We start from the raw sequence: 19,360 nt of genomic DNA, 5'->3' as shown, positions 1-19,360 counted from the left end.
AATCGAGAAGTGACGGGCCATGGCTGACAATTTCAATTTCGAACTGGTTTCTCCGGAGCGCCTGCTCCTGTCGGAGCAGGTCATCGATGTCGTCATTCCCGCCACCGACGGCGAGATGACGGTCATGGCGCATCATGCGCCGACGATGACCACCATCAAGCCGGGCGTCGTGAAGGTGCATTCGGCTTCGGGCAAGAAGCAGGATTATGTCGTGTTCGGCGGTTTTGCCGATATCCTGCCGACCGGCTGCACGCTGCTGGCCGAATCGGCCGTTCCGGTCGAGGACATGAGCCGCGACGAGCTGGATCGCCGCATCAATGCCGCCAAGACCGAGCTTGAAGATGCCGAGCATCACGAGCACAAGTCGCGTCTTGAGCATTTCATCATGGAACTCTCGCATCTGCGCGGCTCGATCCCGCAGGATTGATGCGATCTGGATGCAGTGAATGAGACGAAAGCGGTCCTAAGGGCCGCTTTTTTGTTAAGGGGCCTCGCGGCCATCCTCGCCCTTCGAGGCTTCGCCCGAAGGGCTCGCACCTCAGGGTGAGGATGGAGCTGGCACAGTCACCGATATAGCTCGCGGCCCATTGGCGACAGCGTGAGAAGATCAGCCCTCATGGTGAGGTGGCGCGCAAGCGCCCTCGAACCACGAGGGCGGGTGGTGAACGACCGCAATCCCTTCAAATCCCCGGCTTCTCACAGCGAAGATAGTAGGGATAACCCCATCAGGCCTGTTGCCCCTGCAACAGAAACCTGTGTAGTTGCGCGGCTTCCGGAGAGAGCGCCCGGAAGCGCGGTGCGCCGAGAAAATATCCGAAACCGCTCTCGACGCGGTCAGTGCCGACGGTGACGAGCGCGCCCGACTGCAGATACTCTTCGACAAGGCCGAGGCTGCCGAGTGCTATGCCTTCGCCCCTGAGCGCCGCCTCAACCGCCATGATATAGGTCGAAAAGGAAAGGCGTGGCCTCGGCAGCTTACCCTTCAAAGGGTCGCCAATGCGGCCGAACCATTGGCGAAGGCTGATCCAGTGAGCATTGGCGCGCTCGTAATCGATGAGATCAAGCCCGGCGATATCGACCGCCGTCAGCGCCTGCGGGTCAAGGCCTCGCGCCGCCAGGTAGTCCGGCGAGGCGATCGGCACCAGCACCTCCTTCAACAGTGGCGTCAGGTTCCAGCGTGGATGTTCGCCCGTAGAATAGATGATGATGAGATCGTGGTTCTCCGAGGCGAGTTCGGAATGGACGTCCGTCGTCAGCAGGCGCACGGAGATGCCCGGGCTTTCCTTGCCGAAGTCTCTCAGCCGTTGCCCGAGCCAGAGATGCGAGATCGAACCGCTCGCCGCGATCGAGATGATCTCGCCCGTGCCGGCGCGAAAAGGCTCCAGGCTCTCTTCCAGATATTCCAGCGTCGCGCGCACGCGCTGAAACAGCCGTTCGCCATCCGGCGTGAGCGCGAGATTTCGGCCGCGCCGGGTAAACAGCGTTGCGCCCAGGTGATCCTCGAGCCCCTTGATGCGGCGGCTGACGGCGGCCTGGGTGATGTTCAGCTCCCGGCCAGCGCGGGAAAAATTCATCGCGCGCGCGGCGGCGTCGAAGACGCGGAATGCCTCCAGCGGTATTTTCTCGAGCATGGGCTCTCCATAACTTCAGATCATCAATATTCCCGATAATTGCCCGGATTTGAAGATCTGAAATTGTGATGCAGGATCAGAGCATCATTTCCAGCCGCTTTTCCAAGGGATTCCTCTGTGTCCTTCTCCATTTCCGCCATTCCTGACATTCGCTTCGGTGAGGATGCGCTCTCAAGCCTGCCTGCCGCAGTTAAATCCTTCGATGGCGTCGGCGCCGTTCTGCTTGTAATCGATGCCTTCCTGGCGCAGTCGGGCCTTGCCGCCAAGGTCAGCACCGAGCTTGCAGAAGCCGGCGTGAAGACGCAGGTCTTTTCCGATTTCGCCGGCGAGCCGAAGCTTGCGCATCTGCGTGCGGCGATCGAGATCGGGCAGGGTGCGGATATGGTGATCGGCATCGGCGGCGGCTCGGCGCTCGATATCGGCAAGATCGTCGCCTGCTGCATCGCGTCGGGCGAGGACCCGATGCATTATGCGCTGGCGGCCAATCCGCTGCCGAAAAATCCGCTGAAGAAGATCATGATCCCGACCACGGCAGGTACGGGTTCGGAGACATCGGCGACGAATATCTTCGCCGGCCCCGAGGGCAAGAAGCTCTGGATCTGGGGCCCGGAAACGAAGGCTGATCTCGTCATCCTCGATCCCGCGCTGACGAAGACCTTGCCGGCCAATCTCACGGCATGGTGTGGCCTCGATGCCTTCATCCATGCTTTCGAAGCCGCAACGAACCGCAACACCCATCGTGGCGCGCAATTCTATGCGCATCAGGCGCTGCGGCTGCTGACCGGTGCCCTGGAAACGGCTGTCAGACAGCCCGATGATATGGCGGCGCGCGGCGATGTGCTGCTCGGCTCCTGCTTCGGCGGCATCGCCATCGATAATTGCGGCACGGCGATCGCGCATAATGTCAGCCATGCGCTGGCCGGCCTCGGCCCTGTCCATCACGGTCTGGCGACCGCGCTCGGTTTCGAAGTCACGCTTGGCTGGCTGGTCGAAGCCGACACGCCGGAGCTGAACGCCGCAGCCAAGGCCTGCGGTGTCGCAAGTGCCGCTGAGCTGCCCGCTTTCGTGTCCGACTGGATGGATCGTTGCGGCGTCGTGCGCTCGCTGCCTGCAGCCTTCAAGCCGTTTGATGAAAGTGATCTTGCCCGCGAGATGCGCGCAACCGAAAACCAGCCCATGCGGCGCTCGACGATCCGCGACGTGACGGATGCCGATATCGATCGCTTTGCCGCCGCCGTCATGGCGCTGCCGAAAGGAATCTGAGATGACCAAGAACTATACCCGCGACTATTGGGAAGGCGTGCTCTCCAGCCTCAAGCCCGAAGGCCGTCATTTCATCGACGGCGCTCATCGTGCTTCCGCCTCGGGCGAGACCTTCACCCGTATCCGCCCGATGGACGGCAAGCCCGGTGCGCAGTTGGCGCGGGGTAATGCCGCAGATATCGATGCCGCCGTCGCGTCTGCCCGCGCCGCCTTCGAAAGCGGTGTGTGGCGCAAGAAGGAGCCGCTGGAGAAGAAGAAGATCATGCTGAGATGGGCGGAGCTGATCCGCGCCCATGGCGATGAACTGGCCATGCTGGAGACGATCGACGTCGGCAAGCCGGTCATGGCCTCGCTTGGCGTCGACGTGCGCCTTTGCGCCGAGGGCATCCAGTTCTACGGCGAAATGATCGACAAGATGTATGACGAGGTCGCGCCGACCGGTCCGAATGCGCGGGCGTTGGTCCGCAAGGTGCCGCTCGGCGTCATCGGTGCGATCACCCCCTGGAATTACCCGATGATCATCGATGCCTGGAAGCTCGGGCCGTCTATCGCCGCCGGCAATTCCGTCGTGCTGAAGCCGGCCGAGCAGTCGTCGCTGTCGGCGATCCGCCTTGCCGAACTGGCGATCGAAGCCGGCCTGCCGGCGGGTGTTTTCAACGTGGTGACGGGCTACGGCGAGGAGACCGGCAAGCCGCTGGCGCTGCACATGGATGTCGACATGATCGCCTTTACCGGCTCGACCGAAGTCGGCAAGCTGATCATGGGCTATGCGGCGCAATCGAACGTCAAGCGCGTGGCGCTGGAGCTTGGCGGCAAGTCGCCGCTGGTCGTCTTCGAAGATGCCGATCTCGATGCTGCTGCCGTCGCTGCAGCCTGGGGCTGCTTCTACAATTCCGGCGAGACCTGCCACGCCTCTACGCGGCTGATCGTGCAGCGTTCGGTGCAGGACAGGCTGATCGAGAAGATCGAGGCGGTCACCCGCTCCGATATCGCGCTCAAGCATCCGCTCGACCCTTCGGCGCAGATCGGCGCCTTGATCGAGGAAGAGCATATGAACAAGGTGCTGGCGATGATCGCCGCCGGCGAGAAGGAAGGCGCGCGCCGTGCCTTCGGTGCCGAGCGCGTCTTGAGCGAAACCGGCGGCTATTATGTCTCGCCGGGCGTCTTCGTCGACATGACCAACGACATGAGCCTGGCACGGCAGGAAATCTTCGGGCCTGTGCTGGCAGCCATCCCCTTCGACACAGAGGAGGAGGCGCTCAAGATCGCCAATGACACGATCTACGGGTTGGCAGGGGCCGTCTTCACCAAGGACATGAACCGCGCTCACCGTTTTTCCGAAGAGATCCATGCGGGTACGGTGTGGATCAACACCTACGACATGTCGAACTTCGCGACGCCGTTCGGCGGCTTCAAGCAGTCCGGCTTCGGCCGTGACCGCTCGGTGCATGCGATCGATAAGTATTGCGATTACAAGACGATCTGGCAGCAGTTCGGCTAAGATGTTTGAATCAGCATGATCCCATCCAAAGCGGCGACGCTTTCGGGATCATGCCCGGAGGATAAAGGGGAGCATAATGAGCAAGATCGTTTCCATCGAAATCAACCATCACCGCCTGCCGCTCGATCCGGCGTTCAAGGCGAGCTGGGACGGGCGTCCACGCCGGCATTTCGATGCGACCATCGTGCGCGTCAGGGATGATGAGGGCCGGGAAGGCATCGGCTCCGGTGACCTGATGAAGGGCTTCGAAGGGCACGAGGACCTGTTCATCGGGCAGGACCCGCGCCATCTTGAGCGTCACTATGAGGTGCTCTCGCATATAAACTTCCATTATGGCCGTTGCTGGCCGATGGATCTGGCTCTGTGGGATCTCTCCGGCAAGATCACCGGCGAGCCGGTCTGGCGGATGCTTGGCGGCCGCGCCAGCCGCGTGCGGCTCTATGCGTCCTCCGGCGTGCTGCGCGAGCCGTCGGCCATGGCCGAACAGGCCGAGCGCTATATCGATGAAGGCTTCCCGGCCATGAAGGTGCGCTTCTCTTCGTCTTCGGGCGGCCGTGGCGGCTGGCGCGAGGATGTCAAGGCGCTGGAAGCGATCCGCGCCCGCGTCGGCGACCGGCTGGAGCTGATGGTCGACTGCAATCAGGGTTGGCGGATGCCGTGGGATACGACGCTGTCCTGGACCTTCAAGGATGCGCTGACCGTTGCCAAGGAGCTCGAGCGGCTCGGCGTCTATTGGATGGAAGAGCCGCTGCATCGCTCCGACCGCAAGGGCATGAAGGAATTGAAGCAGGCAACGTCGGTTCGGATTGTCGGCGGCGAGATGACGCGCGAACTCTACGAATTCCGCGATATCATCGAAGAGCGTGCCTTCGATGTCATCCAGCCCGATGTCGCGCTCGTCGGCGGTATCACCGGTTGCCGGCGGCTGGCCTATCAGGCGCGCGAGGCGGGCGTGCAGTTCACGCCGCATTCCTGGACGAACGGCATCGGGGTTCTCGCCAATGCGCATCTGACCGCAGGCGTCGCCGATGCGTCCTGGCTCGAATACCCCTATGACAATCCGGAGTGGAGCGAGGCTCGCCGCGACTATCCGATGGCCTCACCACTCAAGCACGATGCCGGCTGGCTGGATCTCGGCGTCGCGCCGGGGCTCGGCATCGTCCTCGATGAGGAGCGCCTAAAGGCGACGCGTATTTAAAGGTACCTTCAGAATTCCAAACCGTGTTTGCTACTGCTTACCACGCAGCAGGGCGACCGCATGTCCGGCACCTCGGCGCCGCAAGCTCCTTCTCCCCGCGGGGAGAAGGAGGGCATGGCAATGACGTGCTTCATATGCGGTTGTCCCAATCAGGCGGTGACGGGTCGTGTCATGATATTTTCCCGCGCACGAGCCCAACGCATGATGGGGCGCTCGAGCAGGACATAGCTCAGCGTGCCGATGGCGAAGATGATGGCGGTTGCGATGAGGCTTGAGGTTATCCAGCCGCCCAGCACGTCGTCCGAGCCGGTGCCGAAGGACGAAGGGAAGAGCTGCGGCATCACCGTCAGCACGATATCCTGCCAGATATAGACGCCGAAGGAGACGGTGGCGACATAACGGCTCGCGGGATTGTCCAGCAGCTTTGCCAGCAGCAGCGATTGCGGCAGCGTCGTAAGTGCGATCGCGACCGCAAGCGGAAGCAGCGGGAATTGATAGGGAATGCCGAGCCAAGCATAGCCTTCTCCGGGACCGCCGATGGACTGCGGCAACTGCCATGCGCCCATGATGATTGCGAGCGCTCCGATGACATCGTAGATCGCCGAGCGGCGGGGCGGGAGAATCGTCTGGATGCCGGCAGCCAGCGCGCCGATCGCGAAGATCGCGAAGAAGCCGATGGGATTGTAGCGCGGCATCCATTCCTTGGCGCCGCCCTGGAAGCCATATTGCCATCCGCGCCCGACGCTATCTGTCGGCAGATAGGTGACGACAAGCCAATGGCCGACAAGCGAGGCCGCGATGATGCCGATCCAGAGCAGGCGGCTGACGAGGGCGGAGCGCGATCTCAGCTTGGCATTGAACAGCAACAGGAAGCCGATCGGCATCAGGAAATAACAAGTCGTCTCGAAGGGAATCGACCACAATGGCCCGTCCCCCTGCACCGGGAAAAAGGTGCGCCAATGCCATTGGCTCATCAGGAGGAAGCCGGCGATGTAGCGGCCGGTCAACTCTCTATCGAGCGCAAACCCGTAGACCGTGAAGCTGATCACGAAGCCGACCGTCAGGGCAAACCAGAAGCCCGGCAGGATGCGGGCGGCGCGACGCATGGCGTAGATCCTCAGCGACGGTAGCGGCCGCCCCCTATCCAGCGCCAGCCAGAAGGGGCGGGCAAGCAGAAAGCCGCTGAGAACGAAGAAGACCGAGACGCCGTGATTACCGAAGCGCGCCAGTATGAAGGTCATATCCAGATTCGGCGGGATCTTGTAGAAATTCATCCGCAGCACGAGATGATGAACAAGCACCATCAGGCACGCGACGGCGCGCATGAAATCTGCTCCTCCCAGCCGCTTCTCGTGCTCCATTCCCGTATCCGCCGAACTCCCTCTTCATTGGGTTAGGTCATCCCGATGGTTTCGGCAAGGCGGATGCCAAAAGGCAATCAATGACGCCCGGACCCATGGTGCAAAGCCCGGGCGTCGAACCGCTCTCTCGCACCTGCCAGAAACGAGAGACCGGATTGATGTTCTGGGGAATGGATCAGGCGGCGGCGGAGCGATAGGGGCGCTTGGCGCGCGCCGGTTTCAGAGCATTGCTCCACCAGGTCAGCCGGGCGATCATCAGCACCAGTGATTTTCTTGCTTCGAGCGGATTTTCCAGGGTGCCGTCTTCGGCGAACCGACCCCATGGATTGGCGAAGCTCACGGTGTCGCGCACCGTCACCGTATGCAGTTCTGCAAGCACCACCCGCAATTGCTCGACGGCGCGCAGGCCGCCGGAGATGCCGCCATAGGAAACGAAGGCGGCGGGCTTGCCATGCCAGGGCTCGTAGACGAGATCGAGCAGGAATTTCAGCGAGGCGGTGAAGCTGTGATTGTATTCGGGCGTGACGATGACGAAGGCATCGGCGTCCGAAAGCCGGTCGGAAAGGGCGCTGACGCCGGGATGCTCCCGATCGTGATGAAACGGCAAATCAAATTCGAGGGGGTCGATCAGGTCGATATCGATGAGGGGATAGTGTGCCAGCTCCCGGGCCACCCAATTGACGACCCGGTCACACAAACGACCCGGGCGGGTGCTGCCGTAGATAATCGCCAGCCGGGTTCTTTCGGTCATGTCATGCTCCTGCTTTACGCGGTTTGGAGCTCGGGTTATAGAACCTCAAGTGAAGTTGAGGTCAATAGGCAGAATGGGAAAAATCGATCCCGCGCAATTTTCGAGACTGCTGACGGTTGGCGAGGTGGCGGCGCGCAGCGGAGTGGCCGTATCCGCACTGCATTTCTACGAGGCGAAGGGGCTCATCGAGAGCCATCGCAGCCGTGGCAACCAGCGGCGTTATCCCCGCGAGGTGCTGCGGCGTGTCGCGATCATCAAGGTGGCGCAACGGGTTGGTATTCCGCTCGCCGAGGTTCAGGCGGCGCTCGGTGCCCTGCCGCAGGGGCGCACGCCCACGGCATCCGATTGGAAAGTGCTTTCGGAACTATGGAAGGACGATCTCGACGCCAGGATCAAACGCCTGCAGGGGCTTCGCAATCAATTGGACAGCTGCATCGGTTGCGGTTGCCTGTCGCTCGAAGGCTGCCCGCTGCGAAACCCATGGGACCGGCTCTCGGAGGAGGGGGCGGGACCGAGACTGCTCGATCCCGAATAATGGGCCGAGATCAGGCGTGGACGCGGCTGTCGGCCATGTAGCTGTCGAGGGCTGCGGCCTCGTCCTTCGAGAGGTAGAGGCCCTTCTTGGACCGGCGCCAGAGGATGTCGGCGGCGTTGTGGGCCCATTCCTGCTCGATCAGATACCGCACTTCGGCCTCGTAGAGATCGCTTCCGAAACAGCGGCCGAGATCGGCAATCGTCTTTGCGTCGCCGACAATCATCGCGGCCCGTGTCCCGTAGCGGCGGATGAGGCGGCGAGCGTGGGGATCGGTGAGGAAAGCGTAGCGCGACTTGAGCTTGGAGACTTCGGCATCGTAGCCGCGAGCCGGGAAGTCGCCGCCGGGCAGCGAGCTCTTGGCGGTCCAGGGCGTGCCCTTGAGACCGATGGCCTCGCCGATCTTTTCCAGCGCGTGTTCGCCCAGGCGGCGATAGGTGGTGAGCTTGCCGCCGAAGACATTCAGAAGCGGCGCCTGGCCCTCTTCGCCCTCGACCTTCAGCACGTAATCGCGCGTTGCTTCCTGCGCCTTGGATGCTCCATCGTCATAGAGCGGGCGCACGGCCGAATAGGTCCAGACGATGTCTTCCGGCCGTACCGACTCCTTGAAGTATTCGCTGGCGGCGTTGCAGAGATAGAGGGTTTCCTCTTCGCTGATCTTCACGTCCTTCGGATCGTCCTTGTAGTCGCGATCCGTGGTGCCGATGAGCGTGAAATCCTGCTCGTAGGGAATGGCGAAGATGATGCGGTTATCCGGATTCTGGAAAAAATAGGCGCGTGGACCGTCGAACTTCTTGCGCACGATGATGTGGCTGCCCTGAACGAGGCGGACATTATGGACCTGGTTCTTGCCGAAGGCATCGGAGAGCACGTGATCGACCCAGGGACCTGCGGCATTGACCAGCATGCGCGCGCGGAATTGGCGCTTCTCGCCGCTGATCGTGTTTTCCGTTTCGATTGCCCAGACCGCCCCTTCGCGCCGGGCCGAGACCACCTTCGTTCGCGGCATGATCGTCGCACCGCGGTCGGCCGCGTCGCGCGCGTTCAGAACCACCATGCGCGCATCGTCCACCCAGCCGTCGGAATATTCGAAAGCCTTGGTGAAAAGTGCTTTCAAAGGCTTGCCCGCAGGGTCGGTCTTCATGTCCAACGTCGCCGTCGGCGGCAGCAGCTTTCGCCCGCCGAGATGATCGTAGAGGAAAAGGCCGAGGCGGATGAGCCAGGCCGGCCGGATGCCGCCCTTGTGATAGGGAAGGACGAAGCGCATCGGCCAGATGATGTGCGGCGCCATCGCCCACAGCACTTCGCGCTCCATCAGCGATTCGCGCACGAGACGGAATTCATAATGTTCGAGATAACGCAGGCCGCCATGGATGAGCTTGGTGGCGCCGGACGAGGTGCCGGAGGCAAAGTCGTTCATCTCGGCGAGCGCGACCTTGTAGCCGCGCCCGGTAGCGTCGCGGGCGATGCCGCAACCATTGATGCCGCCGCCGATAACGAAAATGTCGTAGACCTGCTCGCTCACCCGCCCCTCCGCAAAGGTCAGCCATCCCCTGAAGATGGAAATCGAAATTAATCCATCTAAAGCGAAACAGATACGAATGTCAAACGAACGTTTCTTGACAGAAAATGCTCTCGTCAAGCCGATCTGCGCGAGGTTTCCACGAGATGCACGTCATGTTCCGCAGCGATGGATCGCACGGATTCGATACTACATTCATCTGTGACGAACGTATGAACCTGCGAGAGATGGCCGATGCGAACCGGGGCGGTTCGTTCGAACTTGGTGCTGTCGGCGACGAGAATGACATGCCTCGCATTGGCGATGATCGCCTGCGCGACTTTCACTTCGCGAAAATCGAAATCCAGGAGCGCGCCGTCGGGATCGATCGCGGAGGCGCCGATCACGGCGTAGTCGACCTTGAACTGCTTGATGAAATCGACGGCCGCCTCGCCGACGATGCCGCCATCCGAGCCGCGCACAACGCCGCCGGCAATCACGACCTCGATGGATGGGAAAATGCGTAACTTGTTGGCAACATTGATATTATTTGTGATGACCATCAACTCATGATGGCCGAGCAATGCCTCGCCTACGGCCTCCGTCGTCGTGCCGATATTGATGAAGAGCGAGCTGTTGTTGGGGATCAGGCTGGCCGCGGCGCGGCCGATCGCATGCTTTTCGGGCGCGGCGATAGACCGTCTCGCCTCATATTTCACGTTCTCTGTCCCGCCGGGAAAGATCGCGCCGCCATGCACGCGCGACAGCACGCGCCCGTCGCAGAGATCGTTCAGGTCCTTGCGGATGGTTTGCGGCGTGACCGAGAAGCGCAGCGCCAGCTCCTCGACCAGCACGCGCCCCTCCGCCTTGGCGATTTCGAGGATCTCGGTCTGTCGTCCGGACAGGAACATGGTTTTCGCTCCCTTTCTTTCGTTTTTTCGTCATCATATGGTAAAGTGAAAATTCCGCAATTACCGGCGCGCGAATAGTGCGGTTGGGGAGGTTACCGTGTTTCATCCGAAGCTATTCGAAAACCGCAATGTCGTGGTCACCGGCGCCGGCCGTGGCATCGGGCTGGAGGTTGCGCGGCAGTTTCTCGATTGCGGCGCCCACGTTCTCGCGCATATCGGCCGCGATGCCAGTCGCCAATTGCCCGATTTCCTGATGGAGGCCGAGGCGGACCGCCGTGCCTTTCTCATTGCCGGCGATTTTGCCGCCGGCAATGGCACACGCGATTTCGCGAGCGCTGCGGGCGAGCGTTTCGACCGCATCGATGTGCTGGTCAACAATGCCGGCACCATGGTCGGCCGGTTTCCCGCCGGCGAGCTGACGGACGAGCAATATGCGGGGATCGTTCATCTCAATCAGACCTCCGTCGTGGAAGTGACGAGGGGGCTGTTGCCGTTGCTGCGGGCCGCCGGGCAGGCCGCGATCGTCAATACCGTTTCGATCTCCGCTCTTACTGGCGGCAGTCCGGGCTCTGCGATCTATTCCGCCTCGAAAGCCTTCGTCTCGACCTATTCGAAAGCGTTGGCGCGCGAGCTGGCGCCCGACGGCATTCGGGTGAACTGCGTCTCGCCCGGCACGATAGCAACCGAGTTTCATGAGCGTTATTCATCCAGGGAGAAGCTGGAGCAGACCAGAAAGTCTATTCCGCTTCAGCGCCTCGGCACACCGGAAGATTGCGCTCCGGCGTACCTCTTCCTCTCGGCACCATCGCTTTCCGGCTACATCACGGGGCAGGTGGTCGAGATCAACGGTGGCCAGCTTATCTGCTGATAAAACGGACCTTTTTTGGTTTTCCGTGTCTTTTTTGAATCAGCTTGAGGTTTGATAATATTATAAGCATACCTCTAGGGGAATTCTCACTAGAGGCTGTGATATGTCGTCGTCTCTACCGCAGGGCGGTGAAGCGGAACGTGATGTCGAAGAAATGACGGGGAGTGCGCGAAAGGCGAGCGCCCTGCTGAAAGCACTGTCTCATGAGACCCGTCTGGCAATTCTTTTCATGCTCGCCAAGCATGAGAAAACGGTGATGGAGCTCGAGGCTCTTCTCGATCTGCCGCAGGCCGTCGTATCGCAGCATCTGGCACGCCTTCGCCTGGACAAGCTGGTCGATACGCGCCGCGAAGGGCGGCTCATTCACTATGCCGTCGCGCGGTCGGAAATCTGCGCGGTCGTCGATTCCCTGCAGAAAGCCTTCTGCCAGGGCGATCGTTGATGCCTGAAGCGGCCTTGCGTGTTGCGCTCGCCGATCTGCCAGTCTAACTCTTTCGCTGCGGGAGAGTAGGATGATCGAAAAGCTGGAATTCTTCATCGCGCTGGCGAATCAGAAGCATTTTGGCCGCGCCGCCGAGGAGTGCGGCGTGACGCAGCCGACTTTGTCGGCGGCGATCCGGCAATTGGAAGATCAACTCGGCGTGATGCTCGTCAGCCGCGGCTCGCGCTTTCAAGGCCTGACGCCCGAGGGGCAGCGCGTGCTGGAATGGGCCCGCCGCATCGTCGGCGACAGCCGCACCATGCGCGAGGAGATGCGCGCGGCGCGCAAAGGCCTTGCCGGCCATATCCGGATCGCAGCCATTCCCACGGCGCTTGCCATGGTGCAGAGAATCACGACGCCTTTCCAGGAGAGGCACCCTGACGTCACCTTCTCCATCTTATCGCGCAACTCGCTGCAGGTTCTGAGCCTGCTCGAAAACCTCGAGATCGATGCCGGCATCACCTATCTGGAAAACGAGCCGCTCGGCCGGGTCACCAGTGTACCGCTCTATGCCGAGCGCTATCACCTCATCACGGCGGGCGGCAGCCCGTTTTCGGAGCGAGAGACGGTCACCTGGAAGGAGATCGGCAATCTTCGGCTTTGTCTATTGACGGCCGACATGCAAAACCGTCGGATTATCAACCGTCACCTTGCGGAGGCAGGCGCGGTTGCCAAGCCGACGCTGGAATCGAATTCGATGATCGTGTTGTTTTCGCACGTTCAGACCGGGCGCTGGGCCAGCATTATGCCAAAGAATATCGCCGATTCTTTCGGTTTTCCGGTCGATATCCGCAAAATTCCAATCACGGAGCCGGATGCAGAGCATCTCGTCGGGCTGGTCGCCACGCATCGCGAGCCCTTCACACCGCTCGTCTCCGCTCTGTTGCATGAGGCAAGATTGCTCGCAGAAGCTGATAGATCTTGATAGAAATTTTCTATCGAGTGACGGGACTGCCTTATTGATCCTTTGCCTTCTCCCTGCGACCTTATCCTTGGGCGTGTCGATCGCGCGCCACGGAGGAAATGCCGCATAAGCCTTTCTGAAATTGCCGCGGCGGTTTTCGGATTATGCGTGGGAGGTCTGTTTATGAGCTTGAACCTGGGTGCGGGCGAGATTGCGACCCGTGCCGGCACCATCATCGATAGCATGAAATCGATGGAAGGGCCGCTTTTGCCGATCCTGCATGGAATTCAGGAGGAATTCGGCTATGTGCCGCAGGATGCACTGCAGCTGGTAGCCAAGGCTCTGAACCTTTCCCGCGCCGAAGTACATGGCGTGATGACCTTCTATCACGACTATCGCGACCATCCCACCGGTCGCCATGTCCTGAAGCTCTGTCGCGCCGAGGCCTGTCAATCGATGGGTGGCGATGCGCTGGCGGAGCGTGTCAAGCGGCTGCTGGGCATCGATTTCCACCAGACCACGCTCGATGGCAGCGTCACGCTGGAACCGGTCTACTGTCTCGGGCTTTGCGCCTGCGCGCCGGCGGCGATGCTTGATGGAGAACTCTATGGCCGGCTCGACGATGAGAGCGCCGACGACCTCGTGAAGGAGGCGCGCCAATGAGCTTGACCATCTATATCCCCCGCGATGCCGCCGCCCTTTCGCTCGGTGCGGAGAAGGTCGCGAAGTCGGTCGCGCAGGAAATCGCCAAACGTGGCCTCGATGCGCGCATCGTGCGCAACGGCTCGCGCGGCATGTTCTGGCTCGAGCCGCTGGTCGAAGTCGAGATCGGCGGCAAGCGTATCGGCTATGGTCCGGTGAAGGCCAAGGATGTCGCGGCACTCTTTGACGCCGGGCTCGCCGAAGGCGGCGAGCATCCGCTCTGTCTTGGGGAGGTCGAAAACCTCCCATTCCTCAAAGAACAGACCCGCCTGACCTTTGCCCGCTGCGGCATCACTGATCCGCTTTCGCTCACAGATTATGAAGCCCATGGTGGCCTCAAGGGGCTGCGCCGCGCCATCGGCATGGCAGCGGCCGATATCGTCAAGGACGTCACCGATTCCGGCCTGCGCGGCCGTGGCGGCGCGGGTTTCCCGACCGGCATCAAATGGAAGACGGTGCTCGATGCGCCGGGCGACCGCAAATACATCGTCTGCAATGCCGACGAGGGCGACAGCGGCACATTCGCCGACCGGATGATCATGGAAGGTGATCCCTTCGTGCTGGTCGAAGGCATGGCGATCGCAGGCCTTGCGACCGGCGCGACCAAGGGCTTCGTCTATACGCGTTCCGAATATCCGCATGCGATTGCCGCGATGACCGAAGCGGTCGAAATCGCCCGCAAGGCGGGCATCCTCGGCGCCTCCGTCCTCGGCTCCGGCAAGGCGTTCGACATGGAAATCCGCACCGGCGCCGGCGCCTATGTCTGCGGTGAGGAAACGGCACTGCTGAACAGCCTCGAGGGCAAGCGCGGTATCGTGCGCGCCAAGCCGCCGCTGCCGGCGCATAAAGGCTTGTTCAACTGCCCCACAGTCATCAACAACGTGATCTCGCTGGCTTCCGTTCCCGTCATCATGGACAAGGGTGCTGCCTTCTACCGCGATTTCGGCATGGGCCGCTCTCGCGGCACGATCCCGCTGCAGATCGCCGGCAACGTCAAGCATGGTGGTCTCTACGAGACGGCCTTCGGCCTTTCGCTCGGCGACATCGTCGACAGGATTGGCGGGGGCACGATAACCGGGCGGCCGGTCAAGGCGGTGCAGGTGGGCGGCCCGCTTGGGGCCTATTTCCCGCGGGCTCTGTTCGACACGCCGTTCGACTATGAATCCTTCGCGGCCAAGGACGGCCTGATCGGCCATGCCGGCATCGTTGTTTTCGACGATACAGCCGACATGCTGAAGCAAGCGCGTTTCGCCATGGAATTCTGTGCCGTGGAAAGCTGCGGCAAATGCACGCCCTGCCGCATCGGCTCGACCCGCGGCGTCGAGACGGCCGACAAGATCGCGCAAGGCATAGAGCCCGAGAAGAACCGGGTTCTGCTCGCCGATCTCTGCAACACGATGAAGTTCGGTTCGCTCTGTGCGCTCGGCGGTTTCACGCCCTATCCCGTCATGAGCGCCATGACCCATTTTCCGGAGGACTTTTCTCCGGCTCCCTTGATTGAAGCGGCGGAGTAAGAGCCATGTCCCTCGTTCCAGAAATCGATTACGGCACGCCCGCCTCCCTCTCCGAAACCATGGTGACGCTCACCATCGACGGACGCCAGATCACGGTGCCTGAGGGCACGTCGATCATGCGCGCCTCGATGGAAGCCGGCATTCAGGTGCCAAAACTCTGCGCCACCGACATGGTCGATGCCTTCGGCTCCTGCCGCCTCTGTCTCGTCGAGATCGAGGGCCGCAACGGCACGCCGGCCTCGTGCACGACGCCGGTTGCTCCCGGTCTCGTCGTTCACACGCAGACCGGCCGGCTGAAGGACATCCGCCGGGGCGTGATGGAGCTCTATATCTCCGACCATCCGCTCGACTGTCTGACCTGCGCTGCCAATGGCGATTGCGAATTGCAGGACATGGCAGGTGCCGTCGGCCTGCGCGATGTGCGCTATGGCTATGAGGGCGACAACCACGTCAAGGCGCGCAACAGCGGCGACATCAATCTGAAATGGATGCCGAAGGACGAGTCCAACCCCTATTTCACCTATGACCCGTCGAAATGCATCGTCTGCTCCCGCTGCGTGCGTGCCTGCGAGGAAGTGCAGGGTACCTTCGCGCTGACGATCGAGGGCCGTGGTTTCGGCTCGCGCGTCTCGCCGGGTATGCACGAACATTTCATCGACTCGGAATGCGTGTCCTGCGGCGCCTGCGTGCAGGCCTGCCCGACGGCAACGCTGACCGAGAAGTCGGTGATTGCTATCGGCCAGCCGGAGCATTCCGCTGTCACTACCTGCGCCTATTGCGGCGTCGGCTGCTCCTTCAAGGCGGAAATGCGTGGCGAAGAGCTGGTGCGCATGGTGCCGTGGAAGGACGGTCAGGCCAATCGCGGCCATTCCTGCGTCAAGGGCCGCTTCGCCTATGGCTATTCGACCCACAAGGACCGCATCCTCAATCCGATGGTGCGCGAAAAGGTGACCGATCCCTGGCGCGAAGTGACCTGGGACGAGGCCTTTGCCCATATCGCCACCGAATTCAAGCGGCTGCAATATCAGTACGGCCGCGATTCGATCGGCGGCATCACGTCCTCGCGCTGCACCAACGAGGAAACCTATTTGGTGCAGAAGCTGGTGCGCGCCGGTTTCGGCAACAACAATGTCGATACTTGCGCCCGCGTCTGCCATTCGCCCACGGGCTATGGCCTCGGCCAGGCTTTCGGCACGTCTGCCGGCACCCAGAATTTCGACAGCGTCGAGCATTCCGATGTCGTCATCGTCATCGGCGCCAATCCGACGGATGGTCATCCGGTCTTCGGCTCGCGCCTGAAGAAGCGGCTGCGTCAAGGCGCCAAGCTCATCGTCATCGATCCGCGCCGCATCGATCTGGTGCGCACGCCGCATGTCGAGGCGAGCTTCCACCTGCCGCTGAAGCCGGGCACCAATGTCGCCATGATGACGGCGCTGGCTCACGTCATCGTCACCGAAGGTCTGTTCGACGAAAAGTTCATCCGCGAACGCTGCGACTGGTCAGAGTTCGAGGATTGGGCTGGTTTCGTCTCCGAGCCGCAGCACAGCCCGGAGGAAACGGAAAGATACACCGGCGTTCCCGCCGATCTCGTGCGCGGCGCGGCCCGTCTCTTTGCCAAGGGCGGCAATGGCGCGATCTACTACGGCCTCGGTGTCACCGAGCACAGTCAGGGTTCGACGACCGTCATGGCGATCGCCAACCTCGCCATGGTGACCGGCAATATCGGCCGGCCCGGCGTCGGCGTGAACCCGCTGCGCGGCCAGAACAACGTGCAGGGCTCCTGCGACATGGGCTCCTTCCCGCATGAGCTGCCGGGCTATCGCCATATCTCCGACGATGCGACCCGCGATATCTTCGAGAAGCTCTGGGGCGTGAAGCTGAACAACGAGCCCGGCCTGCGCATTCCCAATATGCTCGATGCCGCCGTCGACGGCAGCTTCAGGGGTCTCTACATCCAAGGCGAGGATATCCTCCAGTCAGATCCGGATACCAAGCATGTCGCCGCCGGCCTTGCCGCAATGGAATGCGTTGTCGTCCATGATCTCTTCCTGAACGAGACGGCGAATTACGCCCATGTCTTCCTCCCCGGCTCGACCTTCCTCGAAAAGGACGGCACCTTCACCAATGCCGAGCGCCGTATCAACCGCGTACGCAAGGTCATGACGCCGCGCAACGGCTATGCCGACTGGGAAGTGACGCAGAAGATGGCGCAGGCCATGGGGCTGGGCTGGAACTATGCGCATCCGTCCGAGATCATGGACGAGATCGCGGCGACGACGCCGAGCTTTGCCCTGGTCTCCTACGACTATCTGGAAAAGATGGGCTCGGTGCAGTGGCCCTGCAACGAGAAGACGCCGCTCGGTTCGCCGATCATGCATGTCGACGGCTTCGTGCGCGGCAAGGGTAAGTTCATCCGCACCGAATATGTCGCAACCGACGAGCGCACCGGCCCACGCTTCCCGCTGCTGCTCACCACGGGGCGTATCCTCAGCCAGTACAATGTCGGCGCGCAGACGCGGCGGACAGAGAATGTGATGTGGCACGCCGAGGATCGCCTGGAGATGCATCCGCACGATGCCGAGCAGCGCGGCATTCGCGAAGGCGACTGGATCAAGCTGACCAGCCGCTCCGGCGACACGACGCTCAGGGCTCTCATCACCGACCGCGTGGCTCCGGGCGTCGTCTACACGACCTTCCATCACCCGGACACGCAGGCGAACGTCATCACCACGGACTATTCCGACTGGGCGACGAATTGCCCGGAATACAAGGTGACGGCGGTGCAGGTCTCGCCGTCGAACGGCCCGTCGCAATGGCAGGTCGATTATGACGAGCAGGCCAAGCAGTCTCGTCGTATTGCCGGGAAGATGGAGGCGGCTGAGTGAGATTGAGGATGTGGAGAAATACCCCCCTCTGTCACTTTCGTGACATCTCCCCCACAAGGGGGGAGATTGTTCGGAGTTTGCCGCTCATCACTCGCAAGACAATAGACACGGGTTTCAGCAGACTCGGCGTCGGCTTGAGACCAGAGAGTGCTGCGCGCTACCAATCTCACCCCTTGTGGGGGAGATGTCACGAAGTGACAGAGGGGGGTATTTCATGCCCCGTCACTCAATGACCAAATTCACCCCCACCACGACCGTCCCCGAGACCGCACGCCGCAACGGCGTCATTAATTCCGGCTCGCGCATCGTGCCCGAGGAGGTGCCGATCGCTTTTTCCTATGGCGGTTCTTCTCACGCCGTCATGATGGGCACGCCCGCCGATATCGAGGATTTCGCCGTCGGCTTCAGCCTGACCGAGGGTATCATCGCCGATATAGCTCAGGTCGCCGCCATCGAACCGATCGAGGACGAGCAGGGGATCGATGTGCAGATCACCCTGGTCGATGACGCGGCCGACGCGCTGCGGCTGCGCCGCCGTCATATGGCCGGTCCCGTCGGCTGCGGCCTCTGCGGCATCGAATCGATCGAGCAGGCGGTGCGCAAGGTGCCCGACGTTTCGAAGGTGGCGTTGACGCTCACGCAGAAGGATATCGTCCGCGCCATCGCGCTGCTCAACGACGCGCAGCCGCTGCATCGCGAGACGCGTGCCGTGCATGGGGCCGGCTTCTATATTCCGTCCGAGGGGTTGCTTGCCGTGCGGGAAGATGTTGGCAGGCATAATGCGCTCGACAAGCTCTGCGGCGCCGTCATTCGCTCCGGCCGCAAGGGAGCGGAAGGTGTGGTGGCTGTCACCAGCCGTCTATCCGTCGAGATGGTACAAAAGGCCGCCATATTGGGCAGTTCCGTGCTGGTCGCCATCTCCGCGCCGACGGCGCTTGCTATCCGCACGGCCGAGGAGGCCGGCATGACATTGGTCGCGCTGGTGCGTGGCGACGATTTCGAGATTTTCACCCATCCGCATCGCATTATAACGGGGAGCATCGCCGATGTCGCTTGACGAAACGCAGCACGGCAAGACCGAAACCAAGCTCATCTACATGGCGAACCAGATCGCCACCTTCTTCAAGACGCAGCCGGCGAGCGAAGCGGCACAGGGCGTCGCCACGCACATCAACAAATTCTGGGAGCCGCGTATGCGGCGCCAGCTGTTCGCAATCATCGACCAAGGCGACAGCGGACTGAACCCGTTGGTATTGGAGGCGGCAGCGCTGATTCACAGGCCGGCCCCGACCGAGGAAATTAAGCCGACTTAGTACTCAAATTGACAGGTGACTGGGTGGAGAGAGGGGAGCACCAT

Annotated in this window: 18 protein-coding genes; 13 read left to right on the top strand and 5 right to left on the bottom strand. The window is 61.7% G+C overall.

All coding sequences use genetic code 11. The annotated features are described in order from the left end of the window. Positions 1–19 precede the first annotated feature (19 nt). Entirely contained in the window at positions 20–427 is a 408-nt protein-coding gene (locus tag ACIQWP_RS18500; protein ID WP_402790137.1) for a F0F1 ATP synthase subunit epsilon, read from the top strand. A 298-nt stretch (positions 428–725) separates the two neighbouring features. Here ACIQWP_RS18500 and ACIQWP_RS18495 read toward each other — a convergent pair whose 3' ends face one another. Then, positions 726–1,631 carry a LysR substrate-binding domain-containing protein gene (locus ACIQWP_RS18495; protein ID WP_402790134.1) on the bottom strand — a complete coding sequence of 302 codons (906 nt, stop codon included), beginning with the start codon at positions 1,629–1,631 and terminating at the stop codon, positions 726–728. Between the two features lie 117 nt (positions 1,632–1,748). On the opposite strand from ACIQWP_RS18495, the gene ACIQWP_RS18490 reads away from it, so the two are divergent. The 3 genes from ACIQWP_RS18490 (at position 1,749) to ACIQWP_RS18480 (ending at position 5,593) form a co-directional block, all read left to right on the top strand. Beyond that, positions 1,749–2,894, top strand: coding sequence for an iron-containing alcohol dehydrogenase (locus tag ACIQWP_RS18490; RefSeq protein WP_402790131.1), 1,146 nt, complete (start codon positions 1,749–1,751; stop codon positions 2,892–2,894). A gap of 1 nt (position 2,895) precedes the next feature. Continuing rightward, a complete protein-coding gene (locus ACIQWP_RS18485) occupies positions 2,896–4,395 on the top strand; it encodes an aldehyde dehydrogenase (protein WP_402790128.1) in 1,500 nt (499 codons plus the stop codon). A 76-nt stretch (positions 4,396–4,471) separates the two neighbouring features. Next, the gene (locus ACIQWP_RS18480) at positions 4,472–5,593 is read left to right on the top strand and encodes a mandelate racemase/muconate lactonizing enzyme family protein (protein WP_402790125.1); all 1,122 of its coding nucleotides are present in this window, start codon (positions 4,472–4,474) and stop codon (positions 5,591–5,593) included. A gap of 149 nt (positions 5,594–5,742) precedes the next feature. Here the strand turns inward: ACIQWP_RS18480 and ACIQWP_RS18475 are convergent, their stop codons facing one another. Together ACIQWP_RS18475 and ACIQWP_RS18470 are read right to left on the bottom strand one after the other, a co-directional pair. After that, entirely contained in the window at positions 5,743–6,954 is a 1,212-nt protein-coding gene (locus ACIQWP_RS18475) for an acyltransferase family protein (protein ID WP_402790123.1), read from the bottom strand. 175 nt (positions 6,955–7,129) lie between these two features. Next, a complete protein-coding gene (locus tag ACIQWP_RS18470; protein WP_402790121.1) occupies positions 7,130–7,705 on the bottom strand; it encodes an NADPH-dependent FMN reductase in 576 nt (191 codons plus the stop codon). A 73-nt stretch (positions 7,706–7,778) separates the two neighbouring features. On the opposite strand from ACIQWP_RS18470, the gene soxR reads away from it, so the two are divergent. After that, the gene (gene soxR / locus ACIQWP_RS18465; RefSeq protein WP_402790118.1) at positions 7,779–8,240 is read left to right on the top strand and encodes a redox-sensitive transcriptional activator SoxR; all 462 of its coding nucleotides are present in this window, start codon (positions 7,779–7,781) and stop codon (positions 8,238–8,240) included. Positions 8,241–8,250: 10 nt separating this feature from the next. Here soxR and glpD read toward each other — a convergent pair whose 3' ends face one another. Beyond that, positions 8,251–9,762: a glycerol-3-phosphate dehydrogenase gene (gene glpD / locus ACIQWP_RS18460; protein ID WP_402790115.1), complete on the bottom strand. Its 1,512-nt coding sequence runs from the start codon at positions 9,760–9,762 to the stop codon at positions 8,251–8,253. 113 nt (positions 9,763–9,875) lie between these two features. Then, positions 9,876–10,649 (bottom strand): DeoR/GlpR family DNA-binding transcription regulator, encoded by a 774-nt coding sequence (locus ACIQWP_RS18455; RefSeq protein WP_402790113.1) that lies wholly within the window; start codon positions 10,647–10,649, stop codon positions 9,876–9,878. Positions 10,650–10,746: 97 nt separating this feature from the next. Here ACIQWP_RS18455 and ACIQWP_RS18450 point away from each other — a divergent pair, with 97 nt between their 5' ends. The 8 genes from ACIQWP_RS18450 to ACIQWP_RS18415 all read left to right on the top strand — a co-directional run bounded on the left by ACIQWP_RS18450 (position 10,747) and on the right by ACIQWP_RS18415 (position 19,316). Continuing rightward, a complete protein-coding gene (locus ACIQWP_RS18450; RefSeq protein WP_402790110.1) occupies positions 10,747–11,517 on the top strand; it encodes an SDR family NAD(P)-dependent oxidoreductase in 771 nt (256 codons plus the stop codon). 103 nt (positions 11,518–11,620) lie between these two features. Then, on the top strand, positions 11,621–11,959 hold the full coding sequence (locus ACIQWP_RS18445) for an ArsR/SmtB family transcription factor (RefSeq protein WP_402790107.1): 339 nt from the start codon (positions 11,621–11,623) through the stop codon (positions 11,957–11,959). A 70-nt stretch (positions 11,960–12,029) separates the two neighbouring features. Next, a complete protein-coding gene (locus tag ACIQWP_RS18440; protein ID WP_402790104.1) occupies positions 12,030–12,923 on the top strand; it encodes a LysR family transcriptional regulator in 894 nt (297 codons plus the stop codon). 162 nt (positions 12,924–13,085) lie between these two features. Then, positions 13,086–13,565 carry a formate dehydrogenase subunit gamma gene (locus ACIQWP_RS18435; protein ID WP_402790101.1) on the top strand — a complete coding sequence of 160 codons (480 nt, stop codon included), beginning with the start codon at positions 13,086–13,088 and terminating at the stop codon, positions 13,563–13,565. Next, a complete protein-coding gene (locus tag ACIQWP_RS18430) occupies positions 13,562–15,118 on the top strand; it encodes a formate dehydrogenase beta subunit (protein ID WP_402790098.1) in 1,557 nt (518 codons plus the stop codon). The genes ACIQWP_RS18435 and ACIQWP_RS18430 overlap by 4 nt, the downstream gene beginning before the upstream one ends. Before the next feature lie 5 nt (positions 15,119–15,123). Continuing rightward, positions 15,124–18,003, top strand: a complete 2,880-nt coding sequence (gene fdhF, locus ACIQWP_RS18425; protein WP_402790095.1) for a formate dehydrogenase subunit alpha — start codon at positions 15,124–15,126, stop codon at positions 18,001–18,003. Between the two features lie 229 nt (positions 18,004–18,232). Further along, a complete protein-coding gene (gene fdhD / locus ACIQWP_RS18420; RefSeq protein ID WP_402790990.1) occupies positions 18,233–19,060 on the top strand; it encodes a formate dehydrogenase accessory sulfurtransferase FdhD in 828 nt (275 codons plus the stop codon). Continuing rightward, positions 19,050–19,316, top strand: a complete 267-nt coding sequence (locus ACIQWP_RS18415) for a formate dehydrogenase subunit delta (protein ID WP_402790092.1) — start codon at positions 19,050–19,052, stop codon at positions 19,314–19,316. The genes fdhD and ACIQWP_RS18415 overlap by 11 nt, the downstream gene beginning before the upstream one ends. The last annotated feature ends 44 nt before the right edge of the window (positions 19,317–19,360 follow it).

It is taken from the genome of Rhizobium sp. NPDC090279 (genome assembly GCF_044769665.1).
In the GTDB taxonomy this organism is placed as follows: domain Bacteria; phylum Pseudomonadota; class Alphaproteobacteria; order Rhizobiales; family Rhizobiaceae; genus Rhizobium.
This window is presented reverse-complemented; position numbering and strand designations above follow the sequence as displayed.